Below are 17677 nucleotides of genomic sequence, written 5' to 3' on the forward strand. Positions count from 1 at the left end.
GCACGCTACTTGATCGCGGCGAGGAACGCGTCCGCAATTGCGCCCGTGGCCTGGCTCGTGCCGTCGGTGACGTACACGCAGTAGGCGATCCCGTCCCGCACGCCGACGCTCAGCCCGGGCACGCTGAGCGTTCCCGTCACCTTGGCGCCGGCCTGGGCCTTCGTGTCCTTGATGAGCACCGGCTCCTGCCACGCACCGCGATCCAGGGCGGCGGCGGCCGCGGCGTACCCGATCGGGGCGGCCGTCACGCCGTTCGCGTCGGCGCGGCCGGTGAACACGTCCGCGCCCAGGTTCCACGTGCCGCCGACGCCGAGGCTCGCCGGGTCCGCGGGCCACGCCGGGCCGGGGATCTCGCCGAGGAAGGCGAGGTTGTACCCCGCCGGGCCCGGCCCGTTCGCGACGGCGAGGACGGTGCCGTCGCTGACCTTCACGACCACCAGCGCCGAGGGCTTCCCGCTGCCGGCGAGGGCGGCGTCGGCGGCCTGCTGCACCTTCACGTCGATGGTCGTGGCGATGACCGCCCCGTCCTGGGCCGGCAGCGTGAACAGCGGCTCGACGGCGTCCTTCTCGAACGGCGCGATGGAGACTCCCGGCAGCCCTCGGAGCTGGGTGTCGTACCGTCGCTGCATCCCGGTGAGCCCGGAGACGTCACCGGCCTTGAGCGCCCCCTTGCTCGCGTCGATGATCTCCTTCGTCGCCGGGCCGGAGGTGCCGAGCAGAGCCCGGGCGAACGTGCGGGTCATCGGCAGCGAGAGGGTGCCCGCCTTCACCCGGATGCCGGGCGTCTTGTTCAGGTCGGTGGCGATCTCGTCGAAGTCGGTCTTGCGCAGCGTCACCACGTCGACGAACGCGTCCGGCTTGGCCGCCTGGAGCTTCGCGGGCAGCCCCTGCACGTCGACGTCGGCCTGCACCGAGCGGAACACGTCGCCGAGGTGCGTCACCAGGTCGGGCACGTTCGGCACGGCCTGGGGCTCGACGCCGACGTAGACGACGGGCGTCTCGGCGACGATCGGGGTGCCGTCGGCGGCCGCGATCTTCCCGCGCCTGGCCGGGGTCGCGCGCAGGGACAGGTGCTGGCCGTCCTCCAGCTCCGGGTGCACGGTGCCGGGGCCGAAGTACACCTGCCAGCGTTTGCCGAGCAGCCGCGCGTGCACGGTGGTGTCGTAGGCCCACTTCCGCCCGTCGGGCAGCGTCCACGCCACGGCGACGCTCAGCGTGGCGTCGGACGCCTGAAGCTTGGCCTTGCCGTGCGGGGTGAGCTCGGGCCGGCGCGCGGACAGGTCGCCCTCGGTGCCGGCCAGCAGCTCCTTGGCCGCCGCGGGGTCCAGGGTGCGGCCCTGCGGGGTGAGCAGGTCCGGGAAGCCGGTGAAGTCGGCCTTGCGCCAGTCGGCGAGGAAGGCCGTGAACCTGTCGTTCACGGCCTTGTCCCGATCGTCGTCACAGGCGGCGGCCAGGGGCGCGACCAGGGTCAGCGCGCCGAGCAGCAGCAGGATCCCCCGTAGCCTCGTCACCCGCCGACGATAGCGGCCTCCGCCTCCGCAAGCTCCGGCGGAGGCCTTCCAAGCTGTGCCTCCTGGTGAGCGGCCCCTCCGCTTCGCTGCGGACCGCTCACGCTATGCGGACAAGCGCGACACGGATCGCATCTTGTTCATTGCGTCAAGTGCGGCAACTTTGTACGACTCCGCGAGCGTCGGGTAGTTGAAGACCGCGTCCACCAGGTAGTCCACGGTCCCGCCGCAGCCCATCACGGTCTGTCCGATGTGGACGAGCTCGGTGGCGCCGGTGCCGAAGACGTGCACGCCGAGGATCTTGCGGTCCTCGGGCGAGACGATGATCTTCAGCATGCCGTACGAGTCGCCGATGATCTGCCCGCGGGCCAGCTCCCGGTAACGGGAGATGCCCACCTCGAACGGGATGCTCGCGTCGGTGAGGTCATCCTCGGTGCGCCCGACGAAGCTGATCTCCGGGATGGTGTAGATGCCGATCGGCTGGAGCTGGCCCATGCCCCGCACCGGCTCGTCGCACGCGTGATGCGCGGCCAGGCGGCCCTGCTCCATCGAGGTCGAGGCGAGGGCCGGGAAGCCGATGATGTCGCCGACGGCGTAGATGTGCGGGACCTCGGTGCGGAAGTGCTCGTCGACCTTGATCCGCCCGCGCGTGTCGGCGCTGAGCCCGGCCTTGTCCAGCCCGAGCAGGTCGGCGGCGCCCTGGCGGCCGGCCGAGTACATGACGGTGTCGGCGGCGATGCGCTTGCCGCTGGCCAGGACCGCGACCGCGGTGCGCCCGTGCCGCTCGACGGCGGCGACGGACTCGCGGAAGCGGAAGGACACCGACAGGTCGCGCAGGTGGTACTTGAGCGCCTCGACGATCTCCAGGTCGCAGAAGTCGAGCATGCGCTCCCGCCGCTCGACCACGGTCACCTTGGTGCCCAGGGCCGCGAACATGGAGGCGTACTCGATGCCGATGACCCCGGCGCCGACCACCACCATCGAGGCGGGCACCTTGTCGAGGTTGAGGATGCCGTCGGAGTCGATGATCGTCACGTCGTCGAAGTCCACGCTGTCGGGCCGGGCCGGCCGCGTCCCCGCCGCGACGATGATCTTCTCCGCGCTCACGTGCGACTCGCGCCCCTGGTCGTCCTCGAGCGCGATGGTGTGCGGGTCGACGAACCGCCCCGTCCCCTGCAGCAGCCGGACCCGGTTGCGGGCGAGCTGGCTGCGGATGACCTCGATCTCGCGCCCGATGACGTGCGTGGTGCGCGCGCCCAGGTCGCCGACGGTGATGTCCTCCTTGACGCGGTAGCTCTGGCCGTACATCTCGCGCTGGTTGAGGCCGGTCAGGTACAGGACCGCCTCGCGCAGCGTCTTGCTCGGAATGGTGCCCGTGTTGATGCAGACCCCGCCGATCATGTTGCGCCGTTCGACGACGGCGACCCGGCGGTCGAGCTTGGCGGCGGCGATGGCGGCCTTCTGACCACCCGGCCCGGAGCCGAGCACGAGGACATCGAAGTCGTACATGGTCCACAGTCTCCCCGGCGCGCCCGGGACGCGTAAAGACGCGTGCGCCTATGGTCGCCCGCTCTTCAAGCTGCGGCTACACAGCCGGGTCTGCTTCCCCGGGCGGCCGGGCTGTTCTCTCGCTGGCTGCGGCTACGGCTTTAGGCCCGGCTGCGGCCGGGGGTGCTGCGGCGGCGGGGCTGCTCTCTCGCCGGCCGCGGCGGGCTCGGGCGTGCTCCGCGGCGGGTGGCGGGCGTGCTCCGCGGCGGGTGGCGGGCCTTGCGGCTATGGTCGTCGGCGTGAAGCGTCTTCTGCAAGCCGTGGCCACGCGCCTGGGTGTGCGCCGCCCCGCCCCCGCTCCGGCGCCGGCCCCCCGCCCGCGCGCCCCGCACCCCGTTCCCGGCCCGCCGCCGCAGCGCCACGAGACCGAGAAGCTGCTCGAATACTCCCCCGTCCTCGACGGCGACGCCGACCCGGGCGAGATCGTGTGGACCTGGGTGCAGTACGAGGAGGACCCGCACCAGGGCAAGGACCGCCCGGTGCTGGTCGTCGGCCGGCAGGGTGCCGCGGTGCTGGGCCTGATGCTGTCGAGCCAGTCGGAGCGGGACGGGCAGCGCAACTGGTTCGCCCTGGGCCCCGGCTCGTGGGACCGCGACAAGCGCCCGAGCTGGGTACGGTTGGACCGCGTCCTGACGGTCGACGCCGACGGCATCCGGCGCGAGGGCGCGATCCTGGACCGCGAGCGCTTCGACCGCGTCGCGGCGGAGCTGCGCTCGGGCTACGGCTGGTCCTGACGCTCCCGGCTCTTTTCGCCCTGTTCCGCGCACCCACGTCTGGCACGGCCGCCGGCGCTCGGCTCGAATCTCATCCGGGCGCCCGGCCCCGGGCCGACCGGCCCTCCCGTCGTCGGTGCGCCGGCCGGCCGTGCCCGGTCCGGGGTCGCCGGTGTGCGACGCGGCCCGGCTCCTCCGCCAGCACTCGGCCACGCGCGGCCCGGCCATCGGCGCTCGGCTCAGCCCGGCCCGGCCACCAGCACTCGGCTCAGCCCGGTTCGGCCACCGGCGCTCGGCGAGGTCAGCTCCCGCCTGCCCGGGTCGACGATCGGTGCCCGGTGCCCGGCTCAATCGAGTTCGGGCGGTGCGGCTTCGCAAGTGAACGGCGCCGGTTTCCCACGGAAATGTCCGAACACTTCATATCCGGACATTTCCGACTTTTCGTATATGCCGGGGTTTACGACTGCTGCGTGACCTGCATCGGCAGCATCCGGCCGAGTTCCTCGCGCATCACCGCGGCCGCCGCGTCGAAGTCGTCGGCCTTGGTCTCCGTGCCGTCGCGGGTCACCACGCGCCACTTGCCGTCGGCCGACGAGGACAGGGTCGCGCGGCTGGGCTGAATGCCGCGCTCGAAGTCCGCGGTCGAGGAGGCGGTGAACGTGGCGACCGCCGGGCGGTGGCGGTGCAAAAATCGGTCGGCGACGGCGAGCAGCGGCTCGCGCACGTCGGTGTCGGCCGGGATCGGGGTGATGTCATAGCAGCGGTACGCGCGCGCGGCCACCAGCACCCGAATGCGCTCGGCGTCGAGCATCAGCGCACCGTCCGCGTGATCGTCCGCCGTGAGCCCGACCTGCACGAACCCGCGGGGCCCGTGCAGCCCAGCGGCGACGGCCGCGACCGCGGGGGCGAGCTCGAGCCGGCTGCCGCTCCCCTCGACCGGCGCGGCCAGGTGGCGCAGGAGCAGCGACCCGACTCCCGCGCTGAGCACCGAGTCGGTGCGGTCGGCCTCGGTGAGCCCGAGCAGCCGCGGCGTCTGCCCCGGCTGACTGGCACTGGCCAGCAGGAACGACAGTTCGGCGGCGGTCATGCTGAGCTGTTCGGTGGAGGTCCCGTCCATGGCGTCCTATCCCGTCGCGCGGCTGTCGTGGCAATGCCCCCTGCGACCGGCGCGGCGAACGCTCCGCCGCATCGAGGGGTCGAAAGGCTCAACGTCGCCGGCCGCCGGGAGTCACGCATCGATTCCACCTCCGGCAGGACTCACCGCCGCCCGCCGGAGGGCACGCACCGAATCCCACCTCCCGTTCCGCGGCCCGCAGGACCCGTCTTCGCTGCCCCGGCAGGACTCGCCGCCGGCCGCCGGAGGGCACGCACCGAATCCACCGTCCGTTCCACCGCCCGCAGGACTCGCCTTCGGGTGCCGACCTCTGGTGGGCCCCCACCGAATCCGTCGCCTGTGTGAAGCCGCCACCGATCGCCCGCGGAGCACCCCGAATCCGCCCGCTCGTAGGACTCACCTTCCACCGCCCGGAGGACTCGCCGCTGGCCGCCGGGGCACCTACCGAATCCGTCGCTTGTGGGGTTCGACGCCGGTCTGCCGAGTTGTCGAGGCGGCGGGAAAGCGGATCGCGATAGGTTCGAATACAGGGGGTGAAGGCGGGCGGCGCTAACCGACACGCGCTGGTTTCAAATCGGGCGTGGGATCGCGAGGGCCGACCACGGGGGCGGTAACATGCCGCGTGTTCGACCGGAGAGGGACCTCGCTTGACGCAGCGTGACAGGCCATGGGGGCGGAAATGACCGACGGCATCGCGACCGGCACCGTGGGTGGGTGCGTGGTGGTCACGCCGACCGGGGCGCTCGATGTTGCCACCTCGCCGGAGCTGCACGCGCTGCTGCATCAGACCCTCGACGACGGCGAGACGCGGCTCGTGCTCGACCTGTCCCAGGTCGACTTCATCGACTCCACGGCGCTGCGGGTGCTGGTGTCGATCCACAAGCGCCTGCGCGAGGGCGGCGGCTTCGCCGTGGTGTGCCCGCACGCGCGCATCCGGCGGATCTTCGACCTGACCGCGCTCGACCGGGTACTGACGCTGACCGACACCGTGGACGAGGCCCTGGCGGCACTCAGCAAGACGCCCCGGTAGCCGGGCGGCACCGACCAGACCGCGGTGCGCGAGGCGGATTCGTCCAGCCGGGTAGGGCGACGCGGACGGGCGGATGCCGGAATGGCTCGCACGCATGGCGCGCGGGCGAAAAGACAGCCGGCCGTGCCATGCGGGCCGCGGTGCGTCAGGCGGGCTCGTCCGGGCGGGGGTGGCGGATGCCAGGGTGGTCCGCGGGCAGAGCCCGGCGCAGAACCCACCAGCTCACCGCCAGGCAAGCGGCCACCAGAGGCCAGGTCAGGATCGTCTGCGCGGCGGCCAGCCACAGCACGGCACCCGCGGCGTAGAGCGGGATGAAGACGGCGAGGCGGATGACGTACTGCAGCACCCACACCCAACTCGCGCGCTGATATGCCCGCAGCAGGGCCCGGTCGGACCGCCAGCGGGTCTTCTGGCCCAGGACCGTGCCGACGATCAGGCCGAGGAAGGGCCAGCGGACCAGAATGCTCGCGGCCCAGGCCAGGGCGGAGACGGCGTTGGTCAGCACGCGTACGCCGAAGAAGTCCTCGGCCCGCCCGGTACGCAGGGCCACCAGGGCACCGGCGCAGACGACGAGCAGACTCAGGACCGTGCCGATCGGGCGCCGGCGCTCCACCAGACGCCAACCGGCGACGATCGCGCCGGCCAGCACGGCGATGCCCGCGCCCCACGGGATCGAGTGGCCGCCGGCCAGCCAGCCGATCGCGAAGCCGGCCAGCGGGGCCGCGGTCTCGACGGCCGAGCGCCAGCCGCCGAGCAGATCGGTGAGCGACTCGTCCGCGGGCTGACCAGAACCGGCGGCGTCCGCGGGCTGATCCGAGCCGACGGCGTCCGCAGCGGCCGGAGTCACAGGAGTCACAGGAGTCACAGGAGCATCATCGCGGGAGGGTCGAACCGCGTCGGCACCACTCGGGCCGTCCCCCGCGTTGGCCAGCTCTGCCGGCTCACCCTCGCGCGCCATCCGTCCCCCGCCTCGCCCACGCTCCGCTCGAACGAAGGTTAGCCTGCCCTATCGGAGGTGAGCGAGGCAAGAAGACGAATGCGCTGGGCATCACGGCCATGACGCACGGTCAGCAGTCCGAACACGCACGCCGCGCCTCACGGTCAGCACACCAGGCGCTTCCCATGAGACGCGACCGCAAACGCGCGAAGCCGGTCAGCCGTGACTCACGGTCAGCGCGTAGAACTTCACCTTCGCGCCGTTCGTGGTGCTCTCCGACGAGGACTGGTTGTAGGAGCCGGCCTTGAAGTACATCCCGTACTGGTTGAACGACGACGGAATCCCATAGCTCGTCGTGCTGCCGTTGATCGTCAGCTTGATGGTGTTCCCGCCGGAGACCGCGATCACGTAGCTCCACTTCACCCCGAGCGGCACGTTGCCCACGGTGTGCAGCGTCTGGCCGCCGTCCGGCGAGTTCTCGGTGCCGAGGATGATGTCGCCGTTCGGCCGGTAGTACAGCTCCAGCAGCGGCTTCGTCGACGGTCCGCCGGTGCCGAGGTGGATCTGCCCGACGCACACGTTCTTCGTGACCGAGGGGATGCGCAGCGTCGCGGAGAGCTTGTGCGAGCCCGCGAGCTTCCAGTCGGCCGCACTGCCATTGGCGTTCATCTCGCGCAGTTCGGAGCGCGCGTAGTTGGAGTTCGGCGTGGTCACGCCCTTCTCCGGCGCCCAGAACGTCATCGAGCCGTCGGTCTTGTCGGTGAAGAAGTACGCCGGGTTGACGTACCCGTTCGCCCCCTTCAGCTGCGAGGGCGGGATCTGCGTCGGCGATCCGGGGCTGCCCGTCGGCAGCTGGAGCTGCCAGATGGACAGGTCGAAGTTCCCGCCCGGCGCGACGGCCGGGTCGAGGCCCGACGAAGGCGTCGTCGGCGTCGTCGTACCGCCCGGCAGCGTCCACGCCTGGTTCGCCGAACCCGCGCAGGTCCAGATCTGCAGGCGAGTACCGTTGGCAGAGCTCTGATCCGTGGCGTCCAGGCACTTGCCCGAACCCGTGTTGACCAGCGCCGACCCGTTCGCGGTCCACTGCTGGGCCGCGGTGCCGTTGCAGTCGTAGAGCTGGATCTTCGCACCGTTGGCGGTCGACGCCGCCGTCACGTCGAGGCACTTGCCGAGCGCTCGGACGGTGTTGTCTGCGGTGCCGACGGTCCAGCTCTGCGCGTTCGTGCCATTGCAGTCGTACAGCTGGATCGCGGCCCCGTTCGCCGAGCTCGCGGCGGCCACGTCGACGCACTTGCCGCCGAGGCCGACGATCGGCCCGGCGGTCGCCGCGGTGGCCGCGGTGACCCCGAGCACGCCGAGCGCGCCGGCCACGGCGGCGGCGGTGAACCCGATGAGAATCTTGGAGCGGCGTTTCATGGGCGGTCCCTTGCCGATCGGGGGTTATCTGGCAGAGTGGCTGCCAATAAACGCTCCCATCGATGCATTGTCAACCGGCCCGCGAACCCGAAAACGGGCATCCGCGCAGCTCACACCGTTGTTAGGAAACTTAAATTAAGTTTCGCTTAGCCAGCCGGCCGCTCCAGCAGGTTCTCCTCGAGGCGGGCGAAGGTCGCGGCGGACAGGCCGAGGTAGTCGCGGACCGACCCGTGCCTCGCGCGCAGGTCGGCGAGGAACAGCTGCATGGTCTCGGCCGGCGAGAGCAGCCACCGCGCGGGCATCCTGGCCACCTCGGGGTTGAGCGCGCGCAGGAACGCCATGCTGCGCTCGGTCGCGCCCTGGGTGAGCGCGTAGTCCTCGGCGATCACGTCGTCGGGCACGCCGAGCGCACCGAGCGTGACGGCGGACACCACGCCGGTGCGGTCCTTGCCGGCGACACAGTGCACCACGACGGGCGCGTTCTCGGCGTCGGCGATGATCTCGACCGCGGCCACGACCGCGGCCCGCCCGTCCTCGGCGAGTTCGAGGTAGCGGTTGGCCAGCCAGCGGGCGTCGCTGGCCTCGTCGGCGTCGACGGACGCCTCCCACTCCGCGTGTACCGGATGCAGATGGTGATACGTCAGCCCGTCGAACGCGTGCACCCGCCCGTCGCGCTCGATCTCGCGCGGGCGGCGCAGGTCGATGACGGTGCGCACGCCGAGCGCGGTGAACGAGGCGGCGTCGGCCGGGTCGATGCGGCTGAGCGAGTCCGACCGGAAGAGCCGGCGCCAGCGGGTCGTCCGCCCGTCGGCCGCGGGGTACCCGCCGAGGTCGCGGAAGTTGAACAGGTTGGGGTGGTCGTAGTTCCGCACGGCTTGGACCCTACGCGAGGCCGCTCCTCGCGGTGGGGGCGCGATAAGTCGGGCGCTCCGCGCGCGACTTATCGGACATTTCACGATTTACCGGTGCGTGCGGCTTTCAATGCCATTGCGCGGAGGGCGCCGCAGGCGAGTGTGTCCTTGACCGCTTCGCGGCGTTGACGAGGCCCGAGGTTGAGAGGATCGAGCCGTGGCGCGCAGACCCCATGAAGTCGTGACCGAACCGCTCGGAGCACTGCTCGCCAGCGTGCCGCGGAGCAAGCCGAGCTGGCTCACCATCGCCAAGACCACCGCGGCCGCGACGATCGCGTGGGCCCTCGCCCGGCAGCTCAACGAGAACGCCGCTGTCCTCTTCGCGCCCGTCGTGGCGGTGCTGACACTGCAGGCCAGCGTGTACGGCTCCATCGCCACCGGCCTCCAACTGCTCTTCGCGAACCTCATCGGCACCGCGCTGGCCAGCGCCTGGACGCAGCTGCTCGGGCTCACCTGGTGGTCGCTGGCCCTCGCGGCGTTCGCCGCGCTCGCGGTCGCCCGGCAGGTCACGAACACGCCCCTGGCCCGCAACCAGCTCACCATCGCGACCCTGGCGGTGCTGGTGCTGGCACCGATGGCGCGCGGGTACGGCCAATGGCGCTTCATCGACGTGGCCCTCGGCTCGGTCGTGGGGTTGACGATCGCGGTGATCGTGCCCGAACGGCCGCGGATCGCGAAGATCCGGGCGACGCTGGAGGCGTGGGGCCGCGGGTGCGTCTCGGTGCTCCAGCGCATCGCGGACGAGCTGGGTACGCGCCCGGACCCGGCGGCGGGCGGCACGCCACCCGCGAGCGAGCCGGGCACCCGCCGCAACCCGGCGAAGGGCGGGCAAGGCACCCGCCCGGACCCGGCGGCGGGCGGCGCGCCACCGGCGGGCGAGGCCGTCCGGCCGCTCGGGCCCACCGAGCGGCACGGCTGGATCGCCGAGTCGCGCAAGCTCAACGAGGTCGGCTCGGAGGCGGCCGCCGCGGTCGCCGGGGTCGAGGAGGTCACGCTCCTCAACGTGTTCGCGCGCGGGCTGCGGCGGGACGTGGAGCAGGTCCGGCGGGAGCAACTCTGGCTCGTGCGCGTCACGCTGCAGGTGCGGGCGATCTCGCTCGCGACGGACCGGCTGTACGACCGGCCGGGCCAGCCGCCGGCCCTCGACCGCGCCACGCTGCGCGCGCTCATCAACGCGCTCGCGCACCTGCTCGAGCGGCGCATCGAGGGCGAGGAGGTCAACGACACGTCGCTGCGGGCGGGGCTGATCGCGGCGGTCGAGCGCGTGCACACCGTGTTCCCGACGGCGATCGCGGTGCTCGACTCGGTGTCGCTGCTCGGGCGGCTCGACCAGCTGCGCCAGGACATCGCGGGCGAGTCCGCCGAGGCCCTGGTCGATCCGGACACTCTCCCGCGAAATGAGTGAATACCCCGTCGGGCGATAAGTCCGAAATGTCGCGGCGCGCAGCGCCCGACATTTCGGCCCACGCAGCGTCGCCCCGCACAGCGTGGCCCCACGCAGCGTCGCCCCGCACAGCGTCGCCCCGCACAGCATCGCCCCGCCCAGCATCGCCCCGCCCAGCATCGCCCCGCCCAGCATCGGCCCCGCCCAGCATCGGCCCCGCAGCGCCCGACATCTCGACCCGCGCAGCCCGCGGCCGCCCGTCGACTGTTCGGTTGATTCCGGCGCCCCCGAGAAGGTGACACAGTGCCCCTCGCATCATTCGCGGGGGAGGCAACCGATGAAGCGCATCGCGCTACTGGCCTGTGCCGTGGCGCTCGTCGCCGCGGCCGCCGGCTGCGGTCCGGCCCGGGCCGGCGACGGCAACCTGGTCGACGACTGGGCCATGCTCACGGCCGCCAAGGTCCCGGAGCCCACCGCCGGCAGCTGCTGGTCGACCACGGCGAGCACCGCCTCCGCCGCGGCCAGCGTGGCGATGATCCAGCAGCCGTGCGACATGGACCACGTCTTCGAGACGGTGAGCGTCGGGCACTTCACCGGCGCCGCGGAGAAGAGCACGAACCCGCCCGTGGCGGCGGCCCTCGCCACGGCGTGGACGGAGTGCGACCAGGCCGCGAGCGACTACCTCGGCGGCGAGTGGCAGGGCGGCCGCGTGTGGGTCGTGGTCACCGCGCCGACCGCCCGGCAGTGGGAGGGCGGCGCGCGGTTCTACCGCTGCGACGTCGGGGCGCTGCGCTCCGAGGCCGGCATGCTCGATCCGCGCAAGACGACGATGAAGGGCGCGGTCGCCGGCGACCTGAAGCTCGGCTGCGGCGTGCTGGTCGGCACCACCCAGGACAGCTGGGACGACATCACGCCGGCGAAGTGCACCGACCCGCACGACGCGGAGTACGTGGGCACGGTGTCCAGCCCGGTCAAGGACTACCCGGCCGACGAGAAGGCCTACGACGCCGCGTTCGGCAAGGCGTGCGAGACCAAGCTGCTGTCCTACGCGAACATGAGCCGCACGAGCTGGAACTCGCAGAAGGCGCTCTACTACGGGTACTGGATGACCGGCGACGAGGACGAGTGGGCCGCGGGCAACCACAGCGCCCGGTGCTACGCGATGATCGAGAAGAAGAAGATCAGCCGCTCGCTCAAGGGGGCCGGGGACGGGCAGATCTGACGACGGCGATCGCGGGAGGCGGCGAAATCACATTGCCGGGGCCGGGCGGACGGGTTATCTTCAAGGGGATGTGATCACCAGACCTTCCCGCGCCCGCGCCTGAGGACCCACGTGCCCGGCGGGCGGAAGTGTCTACCCGACTGGTGGTCCGCCTTGTCTCGACAGCCTCTGCTCGCCCATGACCTCGTGCGCACGTTCGGCACCCGCCGCGTGCTCGACGGGGTCTCCCTCACCGCCGCGCCCGGCCGCCGCATCGGCCTGATCGGCGAGAACGGCACCGGCAAGTCCACGCTGCTGCGGCTGCTGGCCGGCGCCGACGAGCCCGACGGCGGCACCGTCGAGCGCCCGGCCGACCTCGGGTACCTGCACCAGGAGATGCCGTTCGACCCGGCCGCGACCGTGGCCGACGTCGTCGCCGACGCGGTGCGCGAGGCCCGCGAGTGCCTGGCCGCCATGGACGCCGCGCTCGCCGCCGGGCACCTCGACGACTACGCCGGGCTGCTGGAGCGCGCCCAGGAGATCGACGCCTGGGACGCCGACCGGCGCGCCGGGATCGTCCTCGACGGTCTGGGTCTGGCAGCGGTACCGCATGATCGGCGCCTGTCCACCCTCTCGGGCGGGCAGCGCGGACGCCTCGCGCTCGCGGCCCTGCTCGTGCGCCGACCGGCCGCGCTGCTGCTGGACGAGCCGACGAACCACCTCGACGACGCCGCCGCGGCGTTCCTCGAGGCGCAGCTGCGGGAACTGCCCGGCGCGGTCGTGCTCGCCAGCCACGACCGGGCATTCCTCGACGCGGTCTGCACCGACGTCGTCGACCTCGACCCGGCCGTCGACGGGCCGGTCCGCTACGGCGGCGGGTACTCCGCGTACCAGGCCGAGCGCCGCGCCGAACGCGAGCGCTGGGAGCGCCGCTTCGCCGAGGAGCAGGAGGAGCTCGACGCGCTGCGCCACGCCGCCTCCGTGACCGCGCATCAGGTCGCCCACAACCGGCCCAAGCGCGACAACGAGAAGATGAACTACGGCCGCACCACGGGCCGGGTCGAGGGCCAGATCTCACGCCGCGTCCGCAACGCCGCCCGGCGCCTGGACACGCTCACCCGCGAGCAGGTCCGCAAGCCCCCGCCGCCGCTGCGGTTCCGCGCCGGTGCGCTCGCCACCGAGGCCGACGGCCTGCTCGTGGCGCTGCGCGACGTGCACGTGCCGGGCCGGCTGACCCTCGACCGGCTCGACATCCCGGCCGGCGACCGGCTCCTCGTCACGGGCGCGAACGGCACCGGCAAGTCGACGCTGCTCGCCGTCGTCGCCGGGCGGGTCCCGGCCGCGGGCGTCCAGCGCCGGCCCGGCCTGCGCGTCGGGCTGCTCACGCAGGACACGACCTTCGAGCGCCCGGACCGCACGGCCCTGGCGACCTACGAGGCCGTTCTCGGGGAGGATCGAGCGGCGGCGGTACCGCTACGCAGCCTCGGCCTGCTCACCCCGCGCGACGCGGCCAGGCCCGTCGGCGAGCTCTCCGTGGGCCAGCGCCGCCGGCTCGACCTGGCCCTGCTCATCGCGGACCCGCCGGACCTGCTGCTGCTCGACGAGCCGACGAACCACCTCTCCCCCGCGCTGTGCGACGAGCTCGAGGCGGCGCTCGCCACCGGCCCCGGCGCGTTCATCGTCGCCAGCCACGACCGCTGGCTGCGTTCCCGCTGGGCGGGTCGCACACGGCAGCTGGGCTGAGCCGCGATGGTGACGATCGACGCCATGTACGCGCGGCTGCGAGACTCGGACGACGGCGTCGGGATCCTCCTGGCGGACCTGTGGCGGCTCGATCCGGGGCCGCCGCCCGCCGGACCGCCGCCCGCGCGGCTGCGGCAGCAGGTGGCCGAGGTCGTGGGGAACATCGCGGTGCACTGGCCGCAGCGGGCGATGTTCGCCGGCGTGCGCACCCTGGAACGGCTGGGCCAGATCACGCTGGAGCACGACGAGACCTACGTGCTGGCGATGATCTCGGCCCTGGGCGACCGGGGCGAGGCCGAGCCCCGCCTGGCCGCGATCCGCGCCGACGAGGAGCTGCGTGAGTCGCTGCTGTGGCGCGTCTTCGAGGTCGAGGGCGGCGGCGAGGTGAGCCTGGCCAACGTGGACAAGTTCAGCCACCCGGACGCGGGCTGGAGCACCTGCCTGCGCACCCTCGCGGCCGACGGCACGCTGCCCCGCGCGCGGCTCCTCGACGCCTGCCTGCGCGCCCTGGCCCGGGACTTCAGCGCGTACCGCGCCGGCTTCTTCTCGCAGCTGTACACCGCCCTGGCGCCGGCCCCGGCCGAGCTCGACCAGGCGCGGCTGCTGCGCCTGCTCGCGTCGGGGGTGCCCGCGACCGTCTCGTTCGCGGCGCGGCATCTGGTCGCCGCGGACAAGGCGGGCGGGCTGGACGATCCCGCCTTCGTCGGCGGGGCCGGGGCGGCGCTGACGGTACCGGCGAAGGGTACTCCCCTGGCCGTCCTGGCGCTCCTGGACCGGATTCAGGCGCGCAACCCGTTGCTGGCCAACGACATCACGGCGGTCGTCGCGCTCGGCCTGGAGCATCGGCATCGCGAGGTGCAGCAGCGCGCCCTGGCCCTGCTGCGGGCGGCGGGCGCCACGGCGGAGATCGCCGAGCGCGTGGAGCTGCTGGAGCCGACGGTCGCCCGCGAGGCCGCCGATTGGCTCGGCGCGAGTCCGTCCACTGTGGATCAACCCTCGGTTGCGAAGCCGCCGGGCGCGTCGCCGGGAACGGAGCCGCTGGCCGGGCCGGGAACGAAGCCGCCGGGCGGGTCTGGAACGGAGCAGCCAGCCGGGCCGGGAACGGAGCCGGCGGCGGGGCCGGGACCGCAGCGATCGGTGGACGAGCGGGTCGCGGCGCTGCTCGCCGGCGAGACGGACCCGTTCGAGATCGAGCGCTTCCTCGCCGACGTCGCCGCGGGCCGGGTGGGCCGCGACCTGTCCGGACCGGCGCGGCGGGTGCACCGGCGCGGCGACGACGGGTCGCTCGGGTACGCCGTCGCCGCCCTCGTGCTCGGCGAGCCTCCCAAGGCGCGCGGGACGCTCCCGGCCGAGCGGATCCGCGAGCTGCACCGCCTGGCCGGGCCGCCGCGCACGCTGCTGGCCACGCCCACCGACGCGTCCGGGTGGCTCGACCCGGCCGAGCTCGTCGCGCGCCTGGCCGCCGCCCCGCAGCCGCCGCACCACGATCTCGTCGCCGCCCTGCTGCGCGTGCACCCCGGCGGCCGGGCCGGGGCCCTGCGCGCCGCGGCCGGGCTGCCGGGCGAGGCGGGCGCCGCGGTGCGGTACGCGCTCGGCGGGCCGCCCGCCCCGATCGGCGACCGGGCCGTATGGATCGCCGCCGCCCGTTCCCGCGCCCCGCTGGACGACGACCCGCACCTGCTCGCCGCCGGGCTCGGCGATCCGGGCCAGGGCCGGGCCGTGGACATCCCGCTGCGGGTCACCGAGCACCGGCACACCTACCGGGACGGGCCGTACACGCGGTCGGTGCAGTGGTCCGAGCCGGACCTGCGCACGTGCAACGGCGTCGCCGACCAGCCGACCGTCCTCGCCGTCCGGGACTGGCCGGGGCCCGGCTGGATTCCATGGCTGGCGCAGACCTGGCCGCACGACGCCGAGGTCTTCTGCGGCGAGGCCCTCGGGGAGATGCTCGGCGCGGCCGGCACCGAGCGGGCCTACGGCGCGTCCGCGGTCCTCGACGCCCTCGCCGTGCACCCCGGGCGGCTCGGGCCGCTGGCCGCCGGGGTCCTCGCCGCCGGGCTGACCGCTACCGAGATCGGGCCCCGCACGCTCGCCGCCGAGGCCTTCGCCGCGGTCGTACCGCCCCGCCGCCTCGACCCGGCCCTCCTCGCCGGCGCGATGGTGACCCTGGCCCACCACGCGACCGCGAGCCGCTGGTCCTCGGCGCTGCGCGCGTCCGGCGCCGCGCCCGCCGTCGCCGACGTGCTGTCCCGCGCCCTGCCGCGCCTGCCCCGCGACCACCCCGGCCTGCACGCGCTCATGGCGACCCTGCACGAGGAGTCCGTCCGGGCCGGTGGCGTCCCCGTGTCGCCCGAGCTGCGCGCGTGGCTGGCGGGGTTCGCGGGCTCGTCCAAGGCCGCGAAGACCGCCCGGGCGCTGCTGGCTGAGCCGGCATGAGCGACGTCGAGCAGGCCTACCGGTACCTGCGTCCATCCACCGTGGACGATCGCGGCACGGTGCTGTCCACGAGCGGCGGCCCGGAGCCGAACCCGTACTTCTACGACGGCCTCGTCGAGCACGCCGAGCCGGTGGCCGCCGCCCTGCTGGCCGTGGCCAGGATCGCCCGCACCCGCTTCTACACCCCGCCGAACATGGTCGCGGCCGCGATCCGGGCCGCCGATCCGGTGGTGACCGCGGACGCGGCCGGGCACCTGCGGTTCGAGGCGCTGTCGGCGTGCTGCGGCGTGTACGGCCGGCTCGACCTGCTCCCCGAAGCGCTCGAATCCGCGCCGCGCGCGTGCGGAACGACCAATGTGGACGTCAACGCGCCCATGCGCGAGGCCCTCGCCGGGATCGGCGGGCTCGATCCGATGCGGCTCGCCGTCGGGGCCGACGAACTGCGGCTGTCCACGCTGGACGGTGACGTGGTCGAGCGGCGGGTACCGCTGCCCGAGCGCTGGGTGCGCAGCCTCGCCGAGGTGCACGTGCTGGCGCGGGCGATGGAGCCGGGGGCGCGGTACCCGGCCGCGGCCGTGCGCCGGTTCCTGCAGGCCCAGCCGCGCGGGCCGCAGCACGGCACCCTCTTCGCGGCTCCGTCGCCGGGCGGCCCGCGGCTGTCCACCCGACCGGTGCCCGGGGCGGTGGGGATCGCGGGGCTGGACCGGCTGCGGGTGGTGGAGCCGCTGCTGCGCCGGGCGAGCGGGGTCCGCACCTTCGGGCTGGGCACCGCCTCCGCCTGGGTGCTCGACCTGCCGGGTGCCCGGTTCACGGCCATGCTGAGCCCGGCGCCGAGCCGCGCGTTCTCCGGAGAGGGCGGCATCCTCGACGGCGGCGATCCGACCGGCGGCGACTTGGCCGGCGGGACCGGGTTCGACCTCGCCGACGGGGTCGCGTTCGAGCGGGTGCTGCCGCTGGACGCGCTCGTCGACGCCGGGGAGCAGCCGCGGATGCGCGACGCGCGGGCGCTGGTCGCGGCCGGGGCCGTGCACCCGTCGGCGGACGGTGCCGTGGTCCACAGTGGAGGCACCCCGTACACGGTACGCGCGACGGACGGCGGGGAGCGGTGCACGTGCCAGTGGTTCGCCCAGCACGGGCTCGGCCGCGGCCCCTGCAAGCACATCCTGGCCGTGCGGCTGAGCCACCCCTAGGCACTGTCCTGCCGAGGCCTCCGGCTACGGCAGGCTGGCCCTCTCGCCGGTGAGCTCGTCGGTGACGTGGACGCGGCGGCCGGCCGGCGGGCGGTGCCGCGGGGTGGCCAGGATCTTCGTGAAGCGCGCGATGCCGTCGCGCCACCAGGTGCCGTCGGGCAGGCCGAAGAGGTTCGCGTCGAGGTCCGAGTGGACGGTGACGGTCAGGCCGCTCCAGACCCGGTCCGGCTCGCCGGGCAGGGGCGACGGGTGGTCCGAGGTCGTGTGGACGGTCGTGGACCGGGACAGTTCGGTGTACCACAGGCCGGAGCGGATGATGTCGGCCACGGTTCGCCGGGCCGCGTCCGGCGGGGCGGCGACCGTCGCGCCGCGCACGGTGGCCGACAGCGAGCCGCCGTGGTGCAGGATCACGTCGACCACCGGGGCGGCGGGGGCGAGGCGCAGCAGGTCGGCGGCCGTCCACGCGGCGATCACCAGGGGCCAGTCGGCGGCCGGATAGGCGCCGAAGTACAGCCCGGGATTCGCCTTCACGGCGCTGGACACCGA

The 17677-nt window shown here is 73.6% G+C and carries 14 protein-coding genes and 1 pseudogene; 7 read left to right on the forward strand and 8 right to left on the reverse strand.

The genetic code is table 11. The features are described from left to right. Positions 1–5 precede the first annotated feature (5 nt). Positions 6–1511 carry an NTF2-like N-terminal transpeptidase domain-containing protein gene (locus ABT369_RS06735; RefSeq protein WP_350610719.1) on the reverse strand — a complete coding sequence of 502 codons (1506 nt, stop codon included), beginning with the start codon at positions 1509–1511 and terminating at the stop codon, positions 6–8. Positions 1512–1613: 102 nt separating this feature from the next. Further along, the gene (sthA, locus tag ABT369_RS06740) at positions 1614–3017 is read right to left on the reverse strand and encodes a Si-specific NAD(P)(+) transhydrogenase (protein ID WP_350610720.1); all 1404 of its coding nucleotides are present in this window, start codon (positions 3015–3017) and stop codon (positions 1614–1616) included. A gap of 278 nt (positions 3018–3295) precedes the next feature. Between sthA and ABT369_RS06745 the strand changes: the two genes are divergently transcribed. Further along, complete coding sequence (locus ABT369_RS06745) at positions 3296–3790, forward strand: type II toxin-antitoxin system PemK/MazF family toxin (protein WP_350610721.1); 495 nt, start codon at positions 3296–3298, stop codon at positions 3788–3790. A gap of 436 nt (positions 3791–4226) precedes the next feature. On the opposite strand, the gene ABT369_RS06750 is transcribed toward ABT369_RS06745, so the two are convergent. Next, positions 4227–4886 (reverse strand): hypothetical protein, encoded by a 660-nt coding sequence (locus ABT369_RS06750; protein ID WP_350610722.1) that lies wholly within the window; start codon positions 4884–4886, stop codon positions 4227–4229. A 676-nt stretch (positions 4887–5562) separates the two neighbouring features. Here ABT369_RS06750 and ABT369_RS06755 point away from each other — a divergent pair. Then, on the forward strand, positions 5563–5913 hold the full coding sequence (locus ABT369_RS06755; RefSeq protein ID WP_350610723.1) for an STAS domain-containing protein: 351 nt from the start codon (positions 5563–5565) through the stop codon (positions 5911–5913). A 145-nt stretch (positions 5914–6058) separates the two neighbouring features. On the opposite strand, the gene ABT369_RS06760 is transcribed toward ABT369_RS06755, so the two are convergent. The 3 genes from ABT369_RS06760 to ABT369_RS06770 form a co-directional block, all read right to left on the reverse strand. Next, a complete protein-coding gene (locus ABT369_RS06760) occupies positions 6059–6760 on the reverse strand; it encodes a DUF3159 domain-containing protein (protein WP_350610724.1) in 702 nt (233 codons plus the stop codon). A 306-nt stretch (positions 6761–7066) separates the two neighbouring features. Beyond that, positions 7067–8266, reverse strand: coding sequence for a polysaccharide lyase family 7 protein (locus tag ABT369_RS06765; RefSeq protein ID WP_350610725.1), 1200 nt, complete (start codon positions 8264–8266; stop codon positions 7067–7069). Positions 8267–8412: 146 nt separating this feature from the next. After that, complete coding sequence (locus ABT369_RS06770) at positions 8413–9138, reverse strand: tyrosine-protein phosphatase (RefSeq protein WP_350610726.1); 726 nt, start codon at positions 9136–9138, stop codon at positions 8413–8415. 220 nt (positions 9139–9358) lie between these two features. Here ABT369_RS06770 and ABT369_RS06775 point away from each other — a divergent pair, with 220 nt between their 5' ends. Beyond that, positions 9359–10582 (forward strand): aromatic acid exporter family protein, encoded by a 1224-nt coding sequence (locus ABT369_RS06775; RefSeq protein ID WP_350610727.1) that lies wholly within the window; start codon positions 9359–9361, stop codon positions 10580–10582. 69 nt (positions 10583–10651) lie between these two features. Here ABT369_RS06775 and ABT369_RS06780 read toward each other — a convergent pair. After that, positions 10652–10756: pseudogene (locus ABT369_RS06780) on the reverse strand (pentapeptide repeat-containing protein); the annotation flags it as partial. A 142-nt stretch (positions 10757–10898) separates the two neighbouring features. Between ABT369_RS06780 and ABT369_RS06785 the strand changes: the two are divergent. The 4 genes from ABT369_RS06785 to ABT369_RS06800 all read left to right on the forward strand — a co-directional run bounded on the left by ABT369_RS06785 (position 10899) and on the right by ABT369_RS06800 (position 17131). After that, complete coding sequence (locus tag ABT369_RS06785) at positions 10899–11783, forward strand: septum formation family protein (RefSeq protein ID WP_350610728.1); 885 nt, start codon at positions 10899–10901, stop codon at positions 11781–11783. Positions 11784–11936: 153 nt separating this feature from the next. After that, complete coding sequence (locus ABT369_RS06790) at positions 11937–13505, forward strand: ABC-F family ATP-binding cassette domain-containing protein (protein WP_350610729.1); 1569 nt, start codon at positions 11937–11939, stop codon at positions 13503–13505. A gap of 6 nt (positions 13506–13511) precedes the next feature. Continuing rightward, positions 13512–15941 (forward strand): DUF6493 family protein, encoded by a 2430-nt coding sequence (locus ABT369_RS06795; RefSeq protein ID WP_350610730.1) that lies wholly within the window; start codon positions 13512–13514, stop codon positions 15939–15941. After that, positions 15938–17131 carry an SWIM zinc finger family protein gene (locus ABT369_RS06800; protein ID WP_350610731.1) on the forward strand — a complete coding sequence of 398 codons (1194 nt, stop codon included), beginning with the start codon at positions 15938–15940 and terminating at the stop codon, positions 17129–17131. The genes ABT369_RS06795 and ABT369_RS06800 overlap by 4 nt, the downstream gene beginning before the upstream one ends. Positions 17132–17155: 24 nt before the next feature. Here ABT369_RS06800 and ABT369_RS06805 read toward each other — a convergent pair whose 3' ends face one another. Then, the gene (locus ABT369_RS06805; protein WP_350610732.1) at positions 17156–17674 is read right to left on the reverse strand and encodes a hypothetical protein; all 519 of its coding nucleotides are present in this window, start codon (positions 17672–17674) and stop codon (positions 17156–17158) included. Positions 17675–17677 lie beyond the last annotated feature (3 nt).

The organism is Dactylosporangium sp. NPDC000244 (genome assembly GCF_040300725.1).
In the GTDB taxonomy this organism is placed as follows: Bacteria; Actinomycetota; Actinomycetes; order Mycobacteriales; family Micromonosporaceae; genus Dactylosporangium.